This is a genomic window from Ktedonospora formicarum, from assembly GCF_016587355.1.
Classification (GTDB): Bacteria; Chloroflexota; Ktedonobacteria; order Ktedonobacterales; family Ktedonobacteraceae; genus Ktedonobacter; species Ktedonobacter formicarum.
Map to the genome: position 1 here is coordinate 4,336,228 of NZ_BNJF01000001.1, position 19,709 is coordinate 4,355,936.

The 19,709-nt window shown below is 51.7% G+C and carries 14 protein-coding genes and 1 pseudogene; 6 read left to right on the forward strand and 9 right to left on the reverse strand.

Features of this window, described 5'->3' with window-relative positions:
- Positions 1-232 precede the first annotated feature (232 nt).
- The 4 genes and pseudogenes from K3T82_RS49935 (at position 233) to zwf (ending at position 6,039) form a co-directional block, all read left to right on the forward strand.
- Positions 233-1,765 (forward strand): annotated as a pseudogene (locus K3T82_RS49935) (phytoene desaturase).
- 162 nt (positions 1,766-1,927) lie between these two features.
- A complete protein-coding gene (locus K3T82_RS18605) occupies positions 1,928-3,004 on the forward strand; it encodes an alpha/beta hydrolase (RefSeq protein WP_220194937.1) in 1,077 nt (358 codons plus the stop codon).
- Positions 3,005-3,155: 151 nt separating this feature from the next.
- A complete protein-coding gene (locus tag K3T82_RS18610) occupies positions 3,156-4,169 on the forward strand; it encodes a hypothetical protein (protein WP_220194938.1) in 1,014 nt (337 codons plus the stop codon).
- A 292-nt stretch (positions 4,170-4,461) separates the two neighbouring features.
- Complete coding sequence (gene zwf / locus K3T82_RS18615) at positions 4,462-6,039, forward strand: glucose-6-phosphate dehydrogenase (protein WP_220194939.1); 1,578 nt, start codon at positions 4,462-4,464, stop codon at positions 6,037-6,039.
- Positions 6,040-6,289: 250 nt separating this feature from the next.
- Here the strand turns inward: zwf and K3T82_RS18620 are convergent, their stop codons facing one another.
- The 5 genes from K3T82_RS18620 to K3T82_RS18640 all read right to left on the reverse strand — a co-directional run bounded on the left by K3T82_RS18620 (position 6,290) and on the right by K3T82_RS18640 (position 12,235).
- Positions 6,290-6,481 carry a hypothetical protein gene (locus K3T82_RS18620; RefSeq protein ID WP_220194940.1) on the reverse strand — a complete coding sequence of 64 codons (192 nt, stop codon included), beginning with the start codon at positions 6,479-6,481 and terminating at the stop codon, positions 6,290-6,292.
- 252 nt (positions 6,482-6,733) lie between these two features.
- Positions 6,734-8,530 carry an oligoendopeptidase F gene (gene pepF, locus K3T82_RS18625; RefSeq protein WP_220194941.1) on the reverse strand — a complete coding sequence of 599 codons (1,797 nt, stop codon included), beginning with the start codon at positions 8,528-8,530 and terminating at the stop codon, positions 6,734-6,736.
- Between the two features lie 155 nt (positions 8,531-8,685).
- The gene (locus K3T82_RS18630) at positions 8,686-9,675 is read right to left on the reverse strand and encodes a glycosyltransferase family 2 protein (protein WP_220194942.1); all 990 of its coding nucleotides are present in this window, start codon (positions 9,673-9,675) and stop codon (positions 8,686-8,688) included.
- A 247-nt stretch (positions 9,676-9,922) separates the two neighbouring features.
- Positions 9,923-11,005, reverse strand: a complete 1,083-nt coding sequence (locus K3T82_RS18635; RefSeq protein WP_220194943.1) for a mannose-1-phosphate guanylyltransferase — start codon at positions 11,003-11,005, stop codon at positions 9,923-9,925.
- A gap of 333 nt (positions 11,006-11,338) precedes the next feature.
- The gene (locus K3T82_RS18640; RefSeq protein WP_220194944.1) at positions 11,339-12,235 is read right to left on the reverse strand and encodes an acyl-CoA desaturase; all 897 of its coding nucleotides are present in this window, start codon (positions 12,233-12,235) and stop codon (positions 11,339-11,341) included.
- A 376-nt stretch (positions 12,236-12,611) separates the two neighbouring features.
- Between K3T82_RS18640 and murJ the strand changes: the two genes are divergently transcribed.
- Together murJ and K3T82_RS18650 are read left to right on the forward strand one after the other, a co-directional pair.
- Complete coding sequence (gene murJ / locus K3T82_RS18645; protein WP_220194945.1) at positions 12,612-15,017, forward strand: murein biosynthesis integral membrane protein MurJ; 2,406 nt, start codon at positions 12,612-12,614, stop codon at positions 15,015-15,017.
- Positions 15,018-15,140: 123 nt separating this feature from the next.
- The gene (locus tag K3T82_RS18650; RefSeq protein WP_220194946.1) at positions 15,141-16,172 is read left to right on the forward strand and encodes a homoserine dehydrogenase; all 1,032 of its coding nucleotides are present in this window, start codon (positions 15,141-15,143) and stop codon (positions 16,170-16,172) included.
- A gap of 78 nt (positions 16,173-16,250) precedes the next feature.
- On the opposite strand, the gene K3T82_RS18655 is transcribed toward K3T82_RS18650, so the two are convergent.
- The 4 genes from K3T82_RS18655 to K3T82_RS18670 all read right to left on the reverse strand — a co-directional run bounded on the left by K3T82_RS18655 (position 16,251) and on the right by K3T82_RS18670 (position 19,628).
- Entirely contained in the window at positions 16,251-16,574 is a 324-nt protein-coding gene (locus K3T82_RS18655) for a ferritin family protein (protein WP_220194947.1), read from the reverse strand.
- A gap of 69 nt (positions 16,575-16,643) precedes the next feature.
- On the reverse strand, positions 16,644-17,345 hold the full coding sequence (locus K3T82_RS18660) for an FHA domain-containing protein (protein ID WP_220194948.1): 702 nt from the start codon (positions 17,343-17,345) through the stop codon (positions 16,644-16,646).
- Positions 17,346-17,416: 71 nt separating this feature from the next.
- On the reverse strand, positions 17,417-18,043 hold the full coding sequence (locus K3T82_RS18665; RefSeq protein ID WP_220194949.1) for a serine/threonine-protein kinase: 627 nt from the start codon (positions 18,041-18,043) through the stop codon (positions 17,417-17,419).
- A 253-nt stretch (positions 18,044-18,296) separates the two neighbouring features.
- Positions 18,297-19,628 carry an LCP family protein gene (locus K3T82_RS18670; RefSeq protein WP_220194950.1) on the reverse strand — a complete coding sequence of 444 codons (1,332 nt, stop codon included), beginning with the start codon at positions 19,626-19,628 and terminating at the stop codon, positions 18,297-18,299.
- Between the last annotated feature and the right edge of the window lie 81 nt (positions 19,629-19,709).

Genomic DNA, 19,709 nt, shown 5'->3' on the forward strand with positions numbered 1-19,709 from the left:
GGCTTATTGCTCCCGATCTAGAAATACCATTAGCTCCTCTATAGTACGTATCACGACCCATTTTTCGTTCTCCCTGCGACTAATGGGGGATTGGGCCTAGGGTAAAGTCCTGGGGCGTTTTTCTTTACCTACCCTCTTGGGTCGCTGTTTGCGTCTATACTAGCATTAGAGATGCGATAGATGCAGCCGCTATATAGGCGGTGTTAACGCATGGAAGGTAGAAGATAGTTCTATGAAGATAGTCGTTATTGGTAGTGGTTTTGGCGGTTTGAGCGCAGCGATTCGCTTGCAGGCTCAGGGGCATGATGTGACGATTCTAGAGAAGCGCGATAAGCCAGGAGGGCGTGCTTATGTCTATGAGCAGGATGGGTTTACCTTTGATGGGAGGCCTACGATCATTACCGCTCCCTGGCTGATCCATGACCTCTTCGCGCTCTGTGGCAAGGAGACTGCGGATTATGTAACCCTCATGCCAATTAACCTCTTCTATAATATCCGTTTCGAGGATGGCTCCATCTTCCACTATGATGGCGACCGCGAGAACATTCTTGCCCAGATTCGGGTGTTCTCGCCTGGGGATGTCGATGGCTATCTGCGCTTTGCTCACGATACTGAGCTAATCTATGAGAAGGGCTTTGAACTGATTGACCAGCCTTCACAACATTTTCTTCCATGCTTAAGGTCGCCCCTGACCTGGTGCGCCTACGAGCCTATACCTCGGTCGCGGACCTGGTGAGCCACTACATCAAGGATGAACGCCTGCGTCAGGTCTTCAGCTTTCATCCTCTTCTCATTGGTGGTAATCCATTTGAAAGTACCTCGATTTATGCTTTGATCCATACGCTTGAGCGTAAGTTCGGCATCTGGTATGCTCAAGGAGGCACTGGTGTGTTAGTGCGGGCTCTGGTCAAGTTGTTTGAAGATATAGGTGGTGTGCTCCATCTCAAGCAAGAGGTTTCGCGGATTCAAGTGGACGAGCGTAGTGGACGGGCGACCGGCGTTCAACTTACGTCTGGTGAGACTATCATGGCTGAGAGCGTAGTCTGCAATGCCGATGTGGCCTACGCATATCTTAACCTTGTTCCTGACCATGCCCGGCGCAAGTATACGGCGAATTATATCAAGAAGATGCGCTACTCTATGTCACTCTTCGTCATCTATTTTGGCACGGATCGACGTTATGATGATATCGCGCACCATGAAATAGTCATGGGACCGCGCTATAAGGGCTTGCTTAATGATATCTTCAAGCGCAAGGTGCTAGCAAAGGATTTCTCACTCTACCTGCATCGCCCGACCGCAACGGACCCCTCGATGGCCCCTGAAGGCTGTGATTGCTGGTATGTGCTCTCGCCTGTACCGCATCAGGGGAGCAGGATTGATTGGACTCAGATGGCGAAGCCCTATCGCGACTCCATTATCACGTACCTGGAGGAGCGCTATCTTCCTCATCTCTCAAAGCATATCATTAGCGAGCATCACATTGACCCTCTACATTTCGAGCAGACGCTCAATAGTTATCTGGGCAGTGCCTTCTCAGTTGAGCCAGTACTTATCCAATCGGCCTGGTTTCGTCCCCATAATGTAAAGTGAGGATATTCCCAACCTCTTTTTTGCTGGAGCCGGAACTCACCCCGGTGCGGGTTTACCTGGAGTCATGAGTTCAGGTAAAATAGTAGCAGATATGATAGATCGTGCCTGTAAGGGAAAAATTTATAATGCTTTAGATGTGGGGATAGAAGAAGGGAAGCATGTGTCGCGCTGATAGCCCTGCTATTTGCCTGTATGCGGAGAATTGTGCTTCTTTTGTTTCTCCGAATGAGAACCGGTCAATGGTGACCGGCTCAACTCATGCAGACAATGTGTCGTATGTATTGCTACTGATGAGGGCGATACGTGCGCATGGTGAGCACAAAGGAGGGCTACCATGTCTACTCAGCATCGTTGGACTATGGGTCTTGTCACAGGTACTAGTATTCTGGGTCTCACCGTAACGAGTGGGCTGGCATTCATCGCTAGCCGATTTGTAGACGAGTTCTCGCGACCCCATCAAGTCTTAGATGAAGTCAACTTTTCGTGGACGCTTCCAAAAGCTTTGCCTGAACCTGATTCCTCATTGCAGCGTGCGTTTCAGTGTCGAACTATTGATGGCGCACTCTTATGTGGCGAGTTCTGGGCGCAACCCCAACCAGCACCTACAATTGTCCTCTGTCATGGTTATCGTGTATCGCGTGCGCACCTGCGCTCTGTCGCTAGCCTGGAATATGCGCGCGGTTATAATGTCCTTACCTTTGATTTTCGTGGGCATGGTGACAGCGATAGTGTGACTACGAGCGGAGGCAAAGTAGAAGTGCGCGATCTGGAAGCTGCCCTGATGGTCGCGAAGAGCCAGCCAGAGACGCTTCCTGGTCGTGTTATCATCCATGGTTTCTCAATGGGAGCTGCTGTCGCTCTACTCACCCCTCCACATGCTGATGTCGCCGCCATCATTGCTGATAGCCCCTATGCACGTACCTTTGATGTTGTGCGTCGCCTGGTCGAGTTTCGCCTGCTTGAGGCTAGTAATCGCTGGAAACGCTGGCCTCGACTGGTTGGGCAGTTGCATCACTTGTTGCCTCCCATCTCGTGGGCTACGGTTGTCATGAGCGTGCTGGTCTTTCGTCTCCGCTTTGGTTTTGGCTTTCTGTCGCGACCTGATGCCAGCTTTAAGCGCTGGCAGGGCTGGCGGGCGTATGCTCATACCTCAGGCCGCCGTCGCCCAGTTCCTATCCTGCTCATTCATGCTGAGGGGGATCAATTGATTCCTATCGCGCACGCCCGCCGCATTGCTCGCCAGGCCAAGATCTATGAAGTTCCCCTGGAAACGTACTTTGTAGATGGCAGCGCCCATTGTGGCGCATATAGCTATAATCCCAGCCAGTACGATAATGTGCTCAGTGATTTCTTGCAGCGTCATCTTGGACCGGATTTCCCAAAACAGCATCATGCGCTCAATGAAATATAAGCTGAGCAGTTTTTCACACAAAAAACCTTGCGCATAACCGTGTTTGGCGTGCATAATCATTATTGGAGAGAAAGACACGTTCCAATATCAAGTGCGTCACTTCTTGTAGAACGGGCTGTGTTTTACTAAATGTATCCATAAGAGGAGAGAAATGCAACCATTCGACGAGACGACTTCGACCACGGGCGAATTGAGCATCCCTGTTGAAGCCGCACCAAATACGGGTGAGCTAGATGGTGCCACATTAGCACGCCTGCCAAATCTGACTGATTATCGTCGCGCGCCCCATTTGCAGAGGCAGCAAGTCCGTCAGCGACCAAACACAGATGCCCTACCCGCAGTAGACGCGAATACCCCCTTGCCGCCAGGGAGTCGGACGCGCGTGCTTAGGCGCCATCCGCGCCAGCTTTCTGAGGAGCAGCACGCGGAGTTCACACGTATTCGTGAGGCTTATATCCAGCTTCAAGCACGCTATGAGAGAGACGTCGCCGCGATTCATAACGCACATGAGCAGGAATTAGCAACTTCCCATGCGCAGATTCAGGAGGTGCTAGCGGCTCATATGGCCTTGCAACAGCAGCATCAGGAATTAGAGCAGCGTTTCCAGGCATTAGAACAGTCATTAGATGCAACAGCTGAGCAGAAGGCCCTGGAAAAGGTCGCCCATGCCACTGGTGAATTGGAGGCTTCGCCTCATCAAGTGCCAACGCTACTACAAGATGCTATTGATGTGCTTCAGCGGCATGCCAAGGAGCAGGAAGATAAGCACCTCGTAGAGATTCTCTTCTTAAAGCGTGAAATGCAGTCTATGGCTCAACAACTTGAGCAGAAACGCGGTCAGGTTGATGCTGAGCGGCAGGGGTTGCTCTCCCTGCAAAGCTCTGCCAAAGAACAGGCGGATTTGCGTCTGAAGTGGGCCCATGCGCGCCTTCTGGCCCGGACACGTGCTCGGGCTGTTATAATCAGTCTGGCCCTGTTACTCCTCCTTCTGGTGCTTCAATTTGCCTGTATGCGTCTCTTTAATGTTTCAGTCAATGCTGGTCTCTCGTTGGCCTTGATTGCACCTCTTTTGATTTGTGCCGTCTGTTCCATGTGTATGGCGACTCCAGCGTCAATGGTCAAAACCATTTATCAAGGGGCTCCCCATAAGCGTAAAAACAAGTAAATGATTAGATAATAGCGTTACAAAAAAATACCTTCTGACCCGGCCACTTGCATGATTCTGAAGATCTCTGATCTTCTCTTGCCTGATAGGTGCCACGCCACCTGGCTCGCTACCTATTCGTCAGCTCATTCATCAGCAGGTGTCTGGGTCTCTCTGTGCCAGAACCACATTCCATATGGAAAGGTTTTTTTTGCAGTCAAATTTATGCAAACACATGCCTCCATAGGTCTCACCTGTATCGTATACATAGATAGAGAGAGAACATCGTCGCTAAAGAGGAGAAAGGAATGGTATGACACACCAGATTGAGAGTGAATCCAGGCTCAAGCCGCATAAGATATGGCAGGATGGACATATGCCCCAGCCTTGCGCTATCGTCATTTTTGGTGCAACCGGTGACCTGGCTCAACGCAAGATTTTACCCACTCTGGCACACCTTATGCATGACCATCCTTTGCCGCAAAGTTTTCGCATTGTGGCCTTTGCCCGACGTCCACTTGATGATGAGAAGTGGCGCACGATGGCCCTTGCATCGATTAACGAGTATATGGCTCCTGATGACCGCCTGGATGAGCAGGCGCAGCAACAATTTGCCTCTCGCCTTTTCTATTGTCGGTCAAATTTCGATGATCCCGAAGGTTATCAACGCCTCAAACAACTTCTGGAGAAGCTCGATCATGAGCAGGGAACAGAGGGCAATCGCCTCTACTACTTGGCAACACCACCAGATACAGATAGTGAGATCATTGCTCACCTGGGGGCTGCTGGTTTGAATCATGCGGGGCAGGTCTCTGGAAATGGCAATCATGGTAAGTCGTGGGCACGGATCATTGTTGAGAAGCCATTCGGGCATGATCTGTCTTCCGCGCAACGCCTGAACCGAGATCTGGGGCGTGTCTTCCGCGAGAATCAGATCTACCGCATTGATCACTATATGGGCAAAGAGACGGTCCAGAACATCATGGCCTTCCGTTTCTCGAATGGTATCTTCGAGCCCCTATGGAATCAGCGCTATGTAGATCATGTGCAGATTACGGTCGCCGAATCGCTTGGCATTGGCACGCGAGCCGAGTTCTATGAGGGTGAGGGTGCGATACGTGATATCGTGCAAAATCATATCATGCAAGTGCTCTGCTTGACCGCGATGGAGCCGCCTGTGGCTTTTGACGCGGATGCAATTCGTGATGAGAAGGTGAAGGTGTTACGGGCCATCGATCCGTTTACGGCAGATGAGGTCAAACGGAACGTAGTGCGTGCGCAATATGTGGCAGGAGAAATAGATGGGGAGCAGGTAGTGGGGTATAAGCAGGAGCAGGGTGTGGCACTCGATTCTACGACGGAGACCTTTGTGGCGCTCAAGCTCTTTATTGAGAACTGGCGTTGGGAGGATGTGCCATTTTATATTCGTACTGGCAAGCATCTTCCCAAACGAAGCACCGAGGTCACTATTCAATTCAAGCGCGTTCCTCATCAACTCTATCGTCCCTCCGAGACAAAGGGGCTGGTCCCCAATCGCCTGACTATGCGTATTCAGCCCGATGAGGGCATCTCGCTCAAGATAGGAGCCAAGATTCCAGGCGCCGCTAGTCAATTAAGCTCGGTTGATATGAGTTTCTCATATAACGAGGCGTTTGGTATCGAGTCGCCTGAGGCTTATGAACGCCTGATAGCAGACTGTATTCTTGGTGATTCCACGCTCTTCATCCGTCGCGACGAAATTGAAGCTTCGTGGCGTATTATCGATAGCATTACGAAGACCTGGCAGCGCCTTCCCGCATCGACGATACATACATATAGGGCTGGTACCTGGGGGCCTGCTGAGGCTGATGAACTTCTCGAACGGGATGGGCGTTCCTGGGATAACCCCTAAGATCTTAGATGAACCTCAACGCTGCGATTGCGGCGTTGAGGTTATAAGGTGTAAGTCTTGTCTCTTCCCATACAACAAGAGAGGCTGTACCATATCAAATACGGTACAGCCTCTCTTGTTGTATGGGAAGATAGTTGGTATTACCCGAAATTGGTTTTAGGTCTTATTCGAAAACCGACATCGCTGCTCGCGGTTAGCGTTGGCGCGTTTAGGTTTTCGGATAAGGATCTCGCAGAAAGTAGCTAGCAGCTTAGCGCTCGCGCTCCTGCTGGTCGCGATTGCGGCTGTTCTCACCCTTTTCCTGCTGCTGCTTATTGATCTCGAAAGCGCTGTTCTGGCGATTCTTCTGGTCTTGCTCGTTACTGCGAGTGCCACCCTGCTGCTGCTGTTTCGCCTTGTTGCGCTGTTCGTCTTTGTTGCTGTAATTTTCGTTCTTAGCCATGGTTGAAGTGTCCTTTCTCACATACGCTTAGGCGTATGGACTAAACCACACATATTCGAGAGGCTATCTAGCTGCTTGTTATTGCGTCTAAAGCTTATACGCCATACGCAATAACCTCTACATAACTCTCTCTAAGTTGATACTAACAATGGTCTAAAATGTGTATGGTGGATCTCAACCATGAATGTAAATATACCTTCAACACGAAAGGGTCCTGACCGACGGTCAGGACCCTTTCGTGTTGAGCGTTGTTTAGCCCAGAAGCTCTTCCATTTGAGAGAGGTAAGACTCAAAGAGCTGGAATGCTTGGTGGACTGGTTCGGGCGTTGTCATATCAACACCTGCGTCTTTGAGCAGGTCAATACTGTACTTGGATGAGCCTGAACTGAGGAAGTTGATGTAGCGATCAACGGCGGGTTGGCCCTCATGCAGGATCTTCTGTACCAGAGCCGAGGAAGCTGAGATGCCGGTCGCGTACTGGTAGACATAGAAGCTCGAATAGAAGTGTGGAATGCGAGCCCACTCGATGCCGATCAGATCATCGATAAAGGTCTCACCTCCATAATACTTCTCATTGAGTTCCTTGTAGAGCGCGCTAAAGCTATCGGCGGTTAGAGGCTCGCCATTCGCGGACCGTGAATGAATGGCTTGTTCGAACTCGGCGAACATTGTCTGGCGGTAGAGAGTGCCACGCAGGTCCTCAAGAGCGTGGTTCAGGATCGCCAGCCGCAGTCCCTTATCGCTGGTATGCTTAAGCAGGTAGTTGGTCAGCAGCCCCTCATTGAGGGTTGAAGCTACCTCGGCAACAAAGATGGTATAGTCGCCGTACTGATAGGGCTGATGCGTGCGTGTAAAGTAGGAATGCAACGAATGTCCAAGCTCATGGGCCATGGTGAACATGCTATCGCGGTTATCCTGATAGTTGAGCAGGATGAAAGGCTGTGTACTATATGAGCCGCCACTATAGGCCCCACTGCGTTTACCCGGAGTCTCATACACGTCAATCCAGCGTTCGCCAAGACCCCGCTTCAGGGCTTTGATATAGTTCTCGCCGAGAGGTGAGAGGGCCTCGATGATGATATCACCCGCCTCCTGGTAGGTAACTTTATCTTCTTTCTCCTCGACAATAGGCACATACAGGTCATACATGTGCATCTCATCCAGCTTGAGCACGCGCTTACGTAGTTGCAGGTAGCGGTTGATCAGTGAGGTATGCGCGTTGACGGTCTGTACGAGATTGTCATAGACGCTCTCAGGAATGTTGTATGCGGAGAGTGCTCGCTGGCGGGTGCTTTCAAAGTTGCGCTGGCGGGTGTAGAAGGCGTCAGCCTTGACCTGTCCAGAAAGCGTCGAGGCGATAGTATTGCGCTGTTTTAGGAATGCGTTATGTAGCCCTTCGAACGCCTCCTGGCGTACCCGGCGGTCCTTACTGCGCACGAAGACGAGATAGTTGCCCTGTGTCAACTCAACCTCTTCTCCCTGCTCATTGCGGATCTTTGGTAGCTTCATATCAGCGTTATCGATCATGGAGAAGATGTTGTCCGGCGCACTTGCCATCTCCTCGCTTGCTGCCAGGATAGCTTCGACCTCAGCAGAGCGAATGTGTGGGCGTTTGCGATTAAGGTCATCTAACTGATGGCGATAGATGTTTAATCCAGGCACCGCATTAATGTAGCTCTCCAATGTTTCCTGGGGAAGGGCCAGTAACTCTGGTTCGATGTAAGAGATGGCTGTAACCACCTGTACATAGAGTTGCATCGCGCGGTCTGCCATACCCTGATAGAGGCTATTGGTCGTGTCCTCGTCGCGGCGCATAGAGGTATAGACATAGAGGCGCTCTAATACTTTTCCAATCTCGTCGCGCTTGCTGAGCACATTGAGTAGGGCCTCACCACTCTGCCCGAGTGTCCCTTGAAGAGTTGCCAGTTCTGGCACGCTCTTTTGCAGGTACTGAAAATCTCGCTCCCAATCCTCGTTATTGGCGTAAATGCTTTCAAGATTCCATTTGTACTCTGTCGGAATCTCGCTGCGGTTTTTGTACGATTGCACTGTTTCTACTACCTTTCGCTACATTGAATGGACCTTTTGGGGCTCATACGAAACCCAATGCCTCTGATGTGCTAGCTGCCGCTGAGGCGGCGTTGATGACTATAGCAACAAGCACACTTGGGCTTGCGTATAAGGGAGTTCGCCAGGCGAATATATTATATCCCCTCGTTATCTGTATCTGCTTCGTCTTCGTCTTCATCTTCGTAGAGAAGTAGATCATCGCGATCACCCCATTTTCCGAGAAAGCGGTAGAAATTGCGTTTGGAAAGGCGCGCGCGCTCCTCTTCCGAAGAGGTGCCTTCCTCAATTGCTTCGTGCTGTATCAAAGGGAGGTCGAATGTAACACGGGTTTGGAGATCCAGGTCGCGCATGGCGAAGTTGAAATCGGTATCCATATATTGTTGTGAACGGTAGTGTTCGTCGAAGAGTCCTGCCTGTTTGAGATGCGCGCGCGCAAAGGCCAGGCAGAGTTGATCAATCACCTCAACCTCTTCGTCCTGACTTTCCTTAAAGTGGCGCAGGTCGGCCGTTACCCAACCCTGGAGACCTGTAATTCCAACCTCCGGGTCCGCGAGGGTTGCTGCGAGTGGGAGAAAGATGTTGCCTGTCAATTCGATGCTGTTATCAAGGAGCAGAATATAGCGGCCCCGGCATTGCTTCAGCGCGATATTTCGAGCTTCAGCCGCGCCGAGTTTGTTGGAAGGCGAAATCACATGTAGACGTGATTCAGTAGCACGGCTGGCCTGAGTCCACAAGTCAAGACCATCGCGGGAGGCGTTGTCGACCAGCCAGATCTCAATGTTTGTCTCCCCTACGTGTCGTAAGACGCTTTCGATGCAGCGTCGCGTCTGTGCCTGAGTATTCGCGGCTACGACGATGATGGAGAAATCGCAGGTATCCGCCTCATCGAGGTGGGATGGTACCAGGCGTGTCAGGCGGTATGTTGTGTCATCGATATCCACACTGGGGAGAATAACCAGGTGCGCTCCACGAGGGTTATCTTTGACCGCGTAGCCAGCTTCCTCAAGCTGTAATTTTAATTCGTCTGCGCGGTCATATTGACCACGTTTGCGAAGCTGATCGCGTTCTTGTGAGAGGGCTAGAATTTCTGGTGGTATGCCATGTCTATGAGGACGAGTAGTCATGTCTATTCTATATCCTTCCTTGCTACATAATCGCTATCCACAGACTTCCTCTCAACCTGCCAAAGTGGAGTTTAGATGGTTTCTTGGATATTCAGAATAGAGTCTAACATAGCGCAAGGGAATTGTACATGGATTACGATTTCTCACCCTCTCGGTATCTGCATGCTGTAAAAGAGGTCAAAAAGTGTGGATGGGTTTGCCATGAATAAACCCATCCACACTTTTTGACCTCTTTTGCTTGAGAGGATTAGGATTGAAGGGGACCTGATTGGCCGGTTTTGCGATGGTGCTCCGCTAATTCGCGTACGCGCTGAACCTGATTCTTGTGGCAAATGACAGTGAGATCATCCATCTCAACGACGATTACGTCTTCTAATCCAATCGTATAAATGCGGCGTTCGGTATTATTGAATATGACAACATTCTGGCTGTCGAAGCCGGTATGGTCACCGACTGCATGCACCCCCTGTTCATCGGCGGGGAAAAGCGCACCATATTGATCCCAGTTGCCAACATCACCCCAACCAAGATCAGCGGGAATAACGACCAGATTGCGAGTCTTCTCTAGCACGCCATAGTCAACGGTGATGTTCTCCAGTGTCGGCCATATCTCAGTGAGTTGTGTTGCTTGTTCCTTAACGTCGGCTTCGGTGATAGCAGTAATTTTTGCCAGGCTGTCGGGGAGATGCTCCTGCATCTCTGCCAGGAAGGTGGATGCTTTCCAGATAAAAATGCCAGCATTCCACACGTAATGTCCATCACGCAGGTAGGTCTCGGCGGTTTCCCGATTGGGTTTCTCGACGAACTTCTCTGCGCTACATGCCTGGTGTCCATGACCCTCGCATACGGTATCTGAGAAGCGGATATAGCCGAAGCCTGTCTCGGGTCGAGTGGGCTTGATACCAATAGTAACCATGCGCCCTTCTTGCGCCAGATCACAAGCCAGGTGTAACGTTTGGCGGAAGACAGAGACGTTTGAGATGACGTGATCCGCACTAAAGATGCCGAGGATGGCGTCTGGGTCCTGCTGAGCGATCGTGGCTGCTGCCCAGGCGATAGCGGCGGCAGAGCCGCGCCCCATTGGCTCTTTCAGGACATGATCGGCTGGAACGGTTGGTAGGTGCTCTTCCACGAGTCCAGCCATATGATTACCTGTAACGACCCATGTCTGCTCTGGTGGCGCGAGCGGTGCGACGCGTAAGAGCGTTTCTTGAATCATGCTATTGCCAGTTGGGAGTGGCAAAAATTGCTTTGGGAAGCTCGGCGTGCTAAGTGGCCAGAGACGGGTGCCACTGCCGCCAGCCAGGATAATGGCGTGAAAATGTTTCATGCTAGAGAGGTCGCCTCCTCGCATTGTTTGTCCTCTATATAAAATACTTCTGTAGACATTCAGTCTCCAAATTGAACACGAATTGATTGTATCGGTCTCGTTCCCCTCTGTCAAATAGATAGGCTTTTTTCTCTGTAACCTGCTGACATGGCAAGTGGACATGGATGCGGACAGTTTTCTAGCCCTGGCTGTCAGGTCACAAATTGCCTATAACATATAAATTTTCTATGGACGTGGATCTCTGCCCCAAAAAGGATGTGCGTCGCGTGGATCTCTGCCACACAACGCACATCCTTTTATCCGCAAAACGAATTGCAAATATTTGAGAGGGGGTTAGAGTCCTATGCCTACTGGTTCGCTTTCGGGGGAGATAGCAGGGGAGGTGGCTACTTCGGCTCCTGTCCCTCGGTCGCGCCGTTTCTGCATTTGTTCGGGGCTAATGCGATAGACATCCTTGACGAGGCCAACTTTCTCCATTAGCCAGATCAGATATCCAGAGCAGTCGAACTGCCACCAGCGTAGGCCGTGGAAGGCTGAGCGTGGGAACGCATGATGGTTATTGTGCCAGCCTTCGCCAAAGCTGAGTAAGCCAACGAGCCATTCGTTGCGGCTCTCGTCAGTGGTCTCGAAGTCACGACGACCAAAGGTATGGCAGACCGAGTTGACGCTCCAGGTGACATGATGTGTCAGGAAGATACGTACGAGTCCGCCCCAGAGGAGACCAGACCAGCCACCAATCGCAAATGGGATAACAAGAGACAGTACAACCCAGAGGAAAAATGTATTGCTAACAAAGACAACTATAGGATCTTTCATAAGATGCTTGCAATACTTTTGGGGATCGGCCATGCGATCCTTAAACATCCAGCCGATATGGGCATGGAAGAAGCCGTGGACCGGGCTATGGGGATCACCCTCTTTATCTGAACATGAATGATGTTTGATATGTGTTGCGGCCCACTCGAGGGCTGGACCTTCGAGGGCCATGGAGCCGAGAACCAGGAAGATAAACTTGACAACCGGATGTGGGGAGAAGCTACGGTGGGTAAGCATGCGGTGGTAACCCACCGTAACGCCGAGCGCGACTAGTGAGTACAGGACGAGCAATAGTGTCAGGTCGGTCGCGTTGATGGCTTTCTGCCAGAGTGTGCTGATAGCGTAGACGGTAGCAGCCAGGGGCCCGACGACCGCAACAAGCACAGCGGTCTTGTAGATGAGACTAGTCTTCAAAAATACCTCCAAGGGCATCTCTCTATAATTTCTGGAGTGAGAGAGTGCTAAAAACATTTCTTCCACTTCTTAAAAGTGGCATTGAATATTTGGAGTGTTTGAGAGTGAGTTTTGTTTCACGAATTTTAAAGCAGGAATTTTGGGACTATTTTCATCTTATCAGGGCTACTGGCGAGATCTGTTTGCAGGTACCTCAAGCTAGTGATTCTCTAGTCCTCAAGAAGCAAGCTTATAAGTAGCTTGTCTCATCAGGGTAGTCAGAAGTGTATGAGTGTGGTATGCTGAACCAACAATACTGTACAATACATAGAGGAACACCGTAGAAGCATTGATTTACGTCTAGCAAATCAAATAATTTTTTAGAGTTTTAATAACTGTGGAAAATCAAGGACAGCAACCACCACAACCAGTGCAAGGATCGTCTGGACAGCAGGGGGGGGGATATTATGGGTGGCAGTACGATCAAGATAACACTGAGATCGCAGGGCCTAAGCCTCCGGCGGCACCATTGCCACCGGGCGCTTTGAAGCCCTCGTCGCCAGGAGGCCTTCCTCCTTATCCACCATCGCAGCCATCAGCATACGCTCCTTATAGCAACCAGAGTCGGCAGAATGAAAATTCTTCTCAACCATATCAGGAATCTTATGCTGATATGGGGACGACGTTGAGCTATGGGCAGGGTATGGAGTATCAGTATTTTGATGCCCCTCAACCTTCACAGCCAATTGAGCAGCTGCGCCAGGAGCGTTTGCAGCAGTTGCGAGAGGAGCGTTTGCGTCGTCAGCAGAGGCGCATGAAAGCCGACGTGACGACAATTATTCCCTGGCGTACTGGTAATAAGCCAGGGAAGCCAACGCCGCCGCCGTTGGCGGGTGGTGGGCCATCACTATTCAAGCCAGGGCCACCTTCGGGTGTTGGTGGGCCTTCCGCGCCGCCAACGCAAGCCGGGTCTGTCGCGCCCGCACGTTCGCCTTTAGGCCTGCCTGGAAGAGAAGCCGCGGTGCCCAGAAGTGGACTATTGGGCATTTCGCAAAAACTCAAATCTGCGGCAGCTCCCGCGCAAGATACAGGCATGATTCAAAAGGCTGCCATTGGTCGCGCGACCATGATCCTGACCCTGGCTTTTGTGGGCAGTCGTGTTCTGGGACTATTGCGCACCTCGATGTTCGCGTTTGTCTTTGGAGCCAGTAACGTTTCGGACGCCTATCTTCAGGCATTTCTTATTCCCGATCTTATCTTTAATGTTGTCGCCGGAGGGGCGCTGAGTTCGGCCTTTATTCCTGTCTTCACAAAGCACATGGTGGCGGAGAACGATGAGAAGACGGCCTGGCACGTTGCCAGTTCGGCGCTGAATCTGGCTGTGGCTATAATGGTGCTTCTGGCGGGCCTGGCTATCCTCTTCGCCCCCTGGCTGGTACCATTGTATAACAAGGGCGATGCGTCCCAACTGGCGCTGATTACCTCGTTGACGCGCGTCATGCTCTTACAGTCAATTGTGCTGGGCGCGGGCGTCATTACGAACTCGGTCCTGAACGCGCGACAGAACTTCCGCGCCCCCGCGATTGGCACCCTGCTCTACAATGTAGGTTTGATCGCGGGCCTCATTCCGGGCTTGCTGCTGGCGTTTATCGGCAAGCGGAATGATGGTGTTGCCATCTATAGCGCAACCTGGGGTGTGGTCATTGGTGCGCTTTTACAGGTTGCCATTCAGATACCCGCCATCTTCAAAGTTGGGATGAAGTATTCGTATAAAGCCTTTGACTGGAAGCATCCCAGTATCATCCAGATTGGTCGTCAGATGGTGCCGCGTATCGTCAACGCATCCATGCTCAGTTTCACGACCTTTGTGGATCGCAGCCTGATCGGTTTGCTGGCTGTTGGTGTGGTTGTGGGAACGAAAGGTACTGATGGGTTGATCTCACTGTATTATCAATCGATGCAGTTGATGTTGTTACCATTAGGTGTCTTTGGTATGTCGGTGGCGACAGCGGCCTTCCCAACGCTAGCTGAGAATTTTGTCAAGGGACGTCTGGACCGGGTACGTAACACGATCACGGAAACATTACGCGGCATCCTCTACATGTCGATCCCTTCAAGTGTAGGCCTGATCGTCATTGGCTTTCCTATCATTCAGGTTCTCTTGCAACATGGTCGTTTCGACCTGAGCGCCGCGCAATCCATGACGGTGCCACTGGCTTTCTTCGCCTTTGGTCTGGCAGGTTTGGCGGCGGTTGAGATCCTTACACGCTCGTTCTATGCGCTACGGGATAGCAAGACGCCAGTTATTGTGAGTATTGGGCAGTTTATCTTCAAGATCGCGCTGGCCCTGTTGCTGATAAATGTTGCCGTCGGGATCGGTGGCGGCTCATCGTGGGGCCTGGGTGTCCTGGCCTTCTCAACGTCATTCGCGGGTCTATTGGAGGCTGTTATCCTGTTCTGGCTGCTCCACCAGCGTCTCGGAGGCTTTAAGCTGCGAGAACTGGGTATGTTCGTGGGTAAGGTGGCCCTTGCCTCACTTGCAATGGGCCTGGCTTTGTTACTAGTGAACCTGGCGCTCGATTTCTTGTTGCGCTCGCTGGGACATGTGGGCTTCTTAAGCTGGCTGGATACTACTTCGACACCTTCGCTCGGCTTAGCGGGCACGATCGTCGCTGTCGTCAAACTCGGGCTCTTCGGCTTCATCGCGCTCTTCGTTTATGTGCGAGCCGGGCGTATGTTAGGAATCGAGGAACTTGGTCCTGTACGGCGTGTTCTAGATCGCTTGAAGCTATCCTGGATCTAGCGTATTCATGATGTGAATAAGGCCTGAAACGGCAAATTTGAACGTGGATCAGACTTGCCGCTTCGGGAGTCAGTGAGAGGGTCGCCTGTCGCGGCCCTCTCACTGCTATATAAAGGGGGAACCATGAGAAGGTTGCATGTGTCGCTTGTCGGATTTGGTGCGGTAGGTCAAGGACTTGCTCGCCTATTATTGACGCAACGTGAGCGTTTACAGCGAGAGTATGATCTCGATATACGGCTGGTCAGCGTGGCGAACTCGCGGCATGGTTGTATCTTTGCGGAAGAGGGGTTGGATATCGCTGAATTGCTCGCACTAGCGTCGCAGCAAAAAGCGTTGACTGAGGCCGCGCATACACAGCGCTGGGATAGTGCTCTGGAAGGTATCAGGGCGATAAAAGCGGATGTAATGGTTGAAGCGACCCTGACCAACCTGCGCGACGCCGAACCTGGCCTTTGCCACATTCGTACAGCTCTTGAACGGGGTATGCATGTAGTAACTGCTAACAAAGGACCTATTGCTCTGGCGGCGCGTGAACTCCTTCAAATCGCGCGTACGCAAGGCGTGCAGTTACGCATGGAGGCAACCGTGATGGCAGGCACCCCTGTATTGAGCACGGCTTTTGAGGGGATGGCAGGCACACGGATCACGGCGGCGAGGGGGATCTTCAATGGCACAACGAATTATATCTTGAGTGCTATGGCCGAAGGGCGAGAGTATGCCGAGGTTCTAGCTGACGCACAGGCGCTTGGGTATGCTGAGGCGGACCCTACAGCGGATGTGGAGGGATATGATGCTCTCGCCAAGGCTATGATTCTCTCAGCTTTGCTCTTTGAGCAGCCTCTTACCGTGGAGCAGGTCACCCGTACAGGTATTACAGGTGTATCCAGGGAACAGGTCGCGCAGGCCAGTGAGGAAGGAAAGCGCATCAAGCTCATTGCTTCGGTGCGCCGCCATGAGAGCGGGAAGGTTGAGGCGAGTGTGGAGCCTGTCGCGTTGCCATTGAGTGATGCTCTGGCGCATGTTAATGGAGCCATGAATGCGATCACCTTCGAATCTGAAGCGCTTGCTAAGGTGACGGTAATTGGCCCAGGCGCGGGCGGTATCGAGACAGGCCAGGGTTTACTGACCGATATTCTAGCTATCGCTCGCTCATAATAGGACGATAACAGGTAGAAGGCTGGCAGTATGAGCATTGCCAGCCTTCTGCTATTTAATGAATGTCTAATGCCGGGATTATTCTAACTCCTCAACTGCTTCTTCGCCTTTCTCCGCGTTCTCGATAATGTTGCCATCTTTGAAGAGAATATTTTTGGCAGCGATGCGCCATTTGGGGACGCGGCGTAAGAGGAATTCCAGATCCATGCTGAAGTGGAGAAACTCTTCCTCCTGTGCGTGTTGCATGATCTGGCGAGCTTCTTCGTCACTCTCTATTGAGACTCGTTGTTGGTACCAGTTGATGGCTTCGCATTCTTCCTGAAGGGAGGCAATAACGCGGGCGAAGGTCCGTGTCTCCTGCGAGAGCTCCTGCGCGGGTTCATGGTATTGATTGAAACCCATGAAGTGGTCCTTTCATATTCGAGCTAGTGGCTGCCTTAATATATACACCTTCCCGCGCGAGAGATCGTTTCATTTATCCGTGGTGAGCTCTTTCATGCCTGGGAGTTCGAAGCGCATGCGCACATTTCCAAAGGTGATCCAATCGCCATGTTGAAGTAGCTCCGCTTTGAGTGGAGCGAGTACCAGTTCTCCCAGGCGAGTCTTGTTGTGGCTCTTAACGTCCTCGATATAGAAGAAAGTTTCCTCGAAGCGAATCCGTGCGTGCTGACGAGAAATAGTCTTATTAGGATCGAAGGAACTGAGGTCAATGTCGGGGGCGTAGCCACGCTTGGGATCTGAGCGCCCGATAGTCACATTTTTCTGCTTTATTGGGAGGCGTTCGATGAGTTTGCCGTCCTTTTCATAGCGCAGATAAGCGTAAATACCTGGTTGAGCGGCAAGGGCCTGAACGGCTGGCAGTGGTAGAGAGTTTGCCAGCATTTCCCGGTGTTGTGGAGTGACTTGGCGCGATATTTGGTTTTGGAGTGCGATCTCATTGGTCAGATCAGTACTAGGACGGTCCAGCTCGGCCTCACGCAGAGTCTCCTCATATTCGACAGGGTTGATAGTGGGAGGAAGCTCAATGCTTTGCAGGGCCGTGAGAAAGGCATTCACTGTAGCGAAACGGCGTCCGGGTTCCTTGGCGAGTGCGCTATCAACAATCGCTTGCAGCTCATCAGGAACGTCGTGTACATATTGCTTCATACGCGGAATGATGGCCGCGCTATGCATTACTCCTGTTTCAGCTGGGTTGTGACCAACGAAGGGAACACGACCCGTAATGAGTTCAAAAAGCAGGATACCTAGCTGGTAGATATCGCTCCAGGGACCAATAGGCTGATTATTAATGTGTTCAGGGAGGCGTAGCGCAGGTCGAGTGCTGCCAGTTCGTCTACGGGCTGTGGTGTGTTTCCGCTGTCAATAGATTGGAGGAGTATTCGCAGGCCAATATCGTCGAGTTGAACGCGATCGGTGATCTGGGTGTTGCCTATGAGCGTCTCGACTGTCACAAGTTGGGGGCGCAAATCGAGTGAGGTCATATGGGCCTCGTGTAGTACCTTAACGCCAAAGGCAAGCTGACAGATGAAGTCAACCGCGCGGTGTAAGTCGACATTTTCGTTATCCATGGCATGTCGTAAAGTCACTCCACGCGGCGGATCTGTGGCAATAAAGATTTTATCACCATCCATACCCCAATCGTGGACACGAAGAAGGTGAGGTGAGGAGACCGCGCGCCTCTGGGTCAGAGGTTGCAAGAGTTGTTTGAGGTGTGGCGCAGGGATTGCAGGTAAGTTGTGAATAACATACAGTCCTACCACGTCGTTTGTGTTGCGATTGTAGGCGGTACAGGTAGTGATCCTGCTCCCATTGTTGAGAATCTGTCCTGTGCGGTAGACTCCGCCGATAAGTCGCGTGTCTCGTTGTGACATGCCTGCCCCTCCAGTCGAAGATGTGTACACGCTGAAAGTATATACTAGCAGTCCAGTCTTGTACAGGCGGAGCCAAATCTATCCAGGTGGTGGAATTGGCCTATTGCGTGGATCTAGATGATGTCTTCTGAAGGATTGAGGCTCTTATACATAGGCGCAGAGCTTCAGCCTGTGTGGGGCTTATCGAGAAGTGGAAATAGAGGTTTTGTCCCAAGCAGAAGGAATATCCTTCTGCTTGGGAGGCCCTGATAGGCTACTTATACAGTTTTGAGTCAATGTACTTGGGGATTTGATCCCAATCGCCCCCCTGAGGGACGAGGATTGATTGCCCGTCGCTGGAGGTTGAAGAGGTTAGAACATTGTCGAAGCTCAGGCCGATACGTGCGGTTTTGGGGCTGTTCAGGTCCATCTTCATAGTGAAGAGTCCCAGATCGGCAAGCGACATGTTCGTATAGACGGCCTTTTGCAGGGCATCCATGGCGTTGAAGAGATTGGGCCAGCTAGAGACCTGCTTGACCTTTGACAGCGTGTTCTTGATGACCAATTGCTGGCGAACGGAGCGAGCGAAGTCTGTGCCCTCAGCGGGATTATCAGTCACATAGCGCGCGCGTGAGTAGCGAATAGCAGTCTCGCCATCCATGTGACGCAGGCCTTTCTTGAAGCGAACCGTAATCCAACTGGCGTCTGTTTTGTCGTCGTCGTTTTTGGGGTAGTTGGCGGTAAACGAATTGGGGACATAGACATCGATGCCGCCAATCGCGTTAATCAGATCACGGAAGCCCTCAAAATCGATGAGCATCCAGTTTTTGACATCGAGGCCGGTAATACCCGCGAGCTTCTGGGCGGCGGCATCACCACCGGCTGCCCGATCCTCACCGTTATTGGAGCCAACCTGGTAGACGGTATTGAGCTTTGCATAATTGCCTGAGTTCGAGGGGACCTGTACCCATAGGTCGCGGGGAACGGAGACCATCGAGGTATGTTGATTATTAGGGGTCATGCTGATGACGACCATTGAGTCGGTCAGGTTGGAGCCTTCATGTGTGCCACCACCATAGCCCATAACGAGAAGATTCACGCGGTCGCTGGTATTCATGTAGCCGGTCTTGGTCGAAAGAGAGTTTTTCTCGGTTGAGATATTGGAGCCAAAGGCCATAACGCGCTGGGTTGTGTAGGCTCCAAAACTCGCGAGAACACAGAGGAGCACACCGAATATCAGGCAGCCCGTAGCTCTCCCTGAAGGCTTGCGTTTGCGTGCCCCAGGTGTGGGTAATTTATCGCCGTCCTGACCGTAGGCGGGTGTATATGGTGGTATAGCGGATTGGTTCTGCACGCCAGGTGTCGCTGGAGCGTATCCCGGGGCGTTTTGGGGGTAGCGCGGTCCTCTATCGCGCGTGGGTTCGTAGGGGCGCGATTGAGGATATTGGTTTTGCTGCTGAGAAGGGCGAGGGGTATTAGGTGAATTAAAGCCACCCAGTACGAGCTTACCTTGTGATGGAGCCTGCCCTGGTCCCTGATTCCCCGGTCCTTCGGGGTATGGGCGGGCTGGTATCGTCCGGTCATCGTAGTGATTATTATCTGGCATGTTGTATAAACTCTCTTCTGATCAATGTATGGCAAGGATTAGTACGTTTTTAGGCAGTGTTCTGTAACAAATTTGAATGAT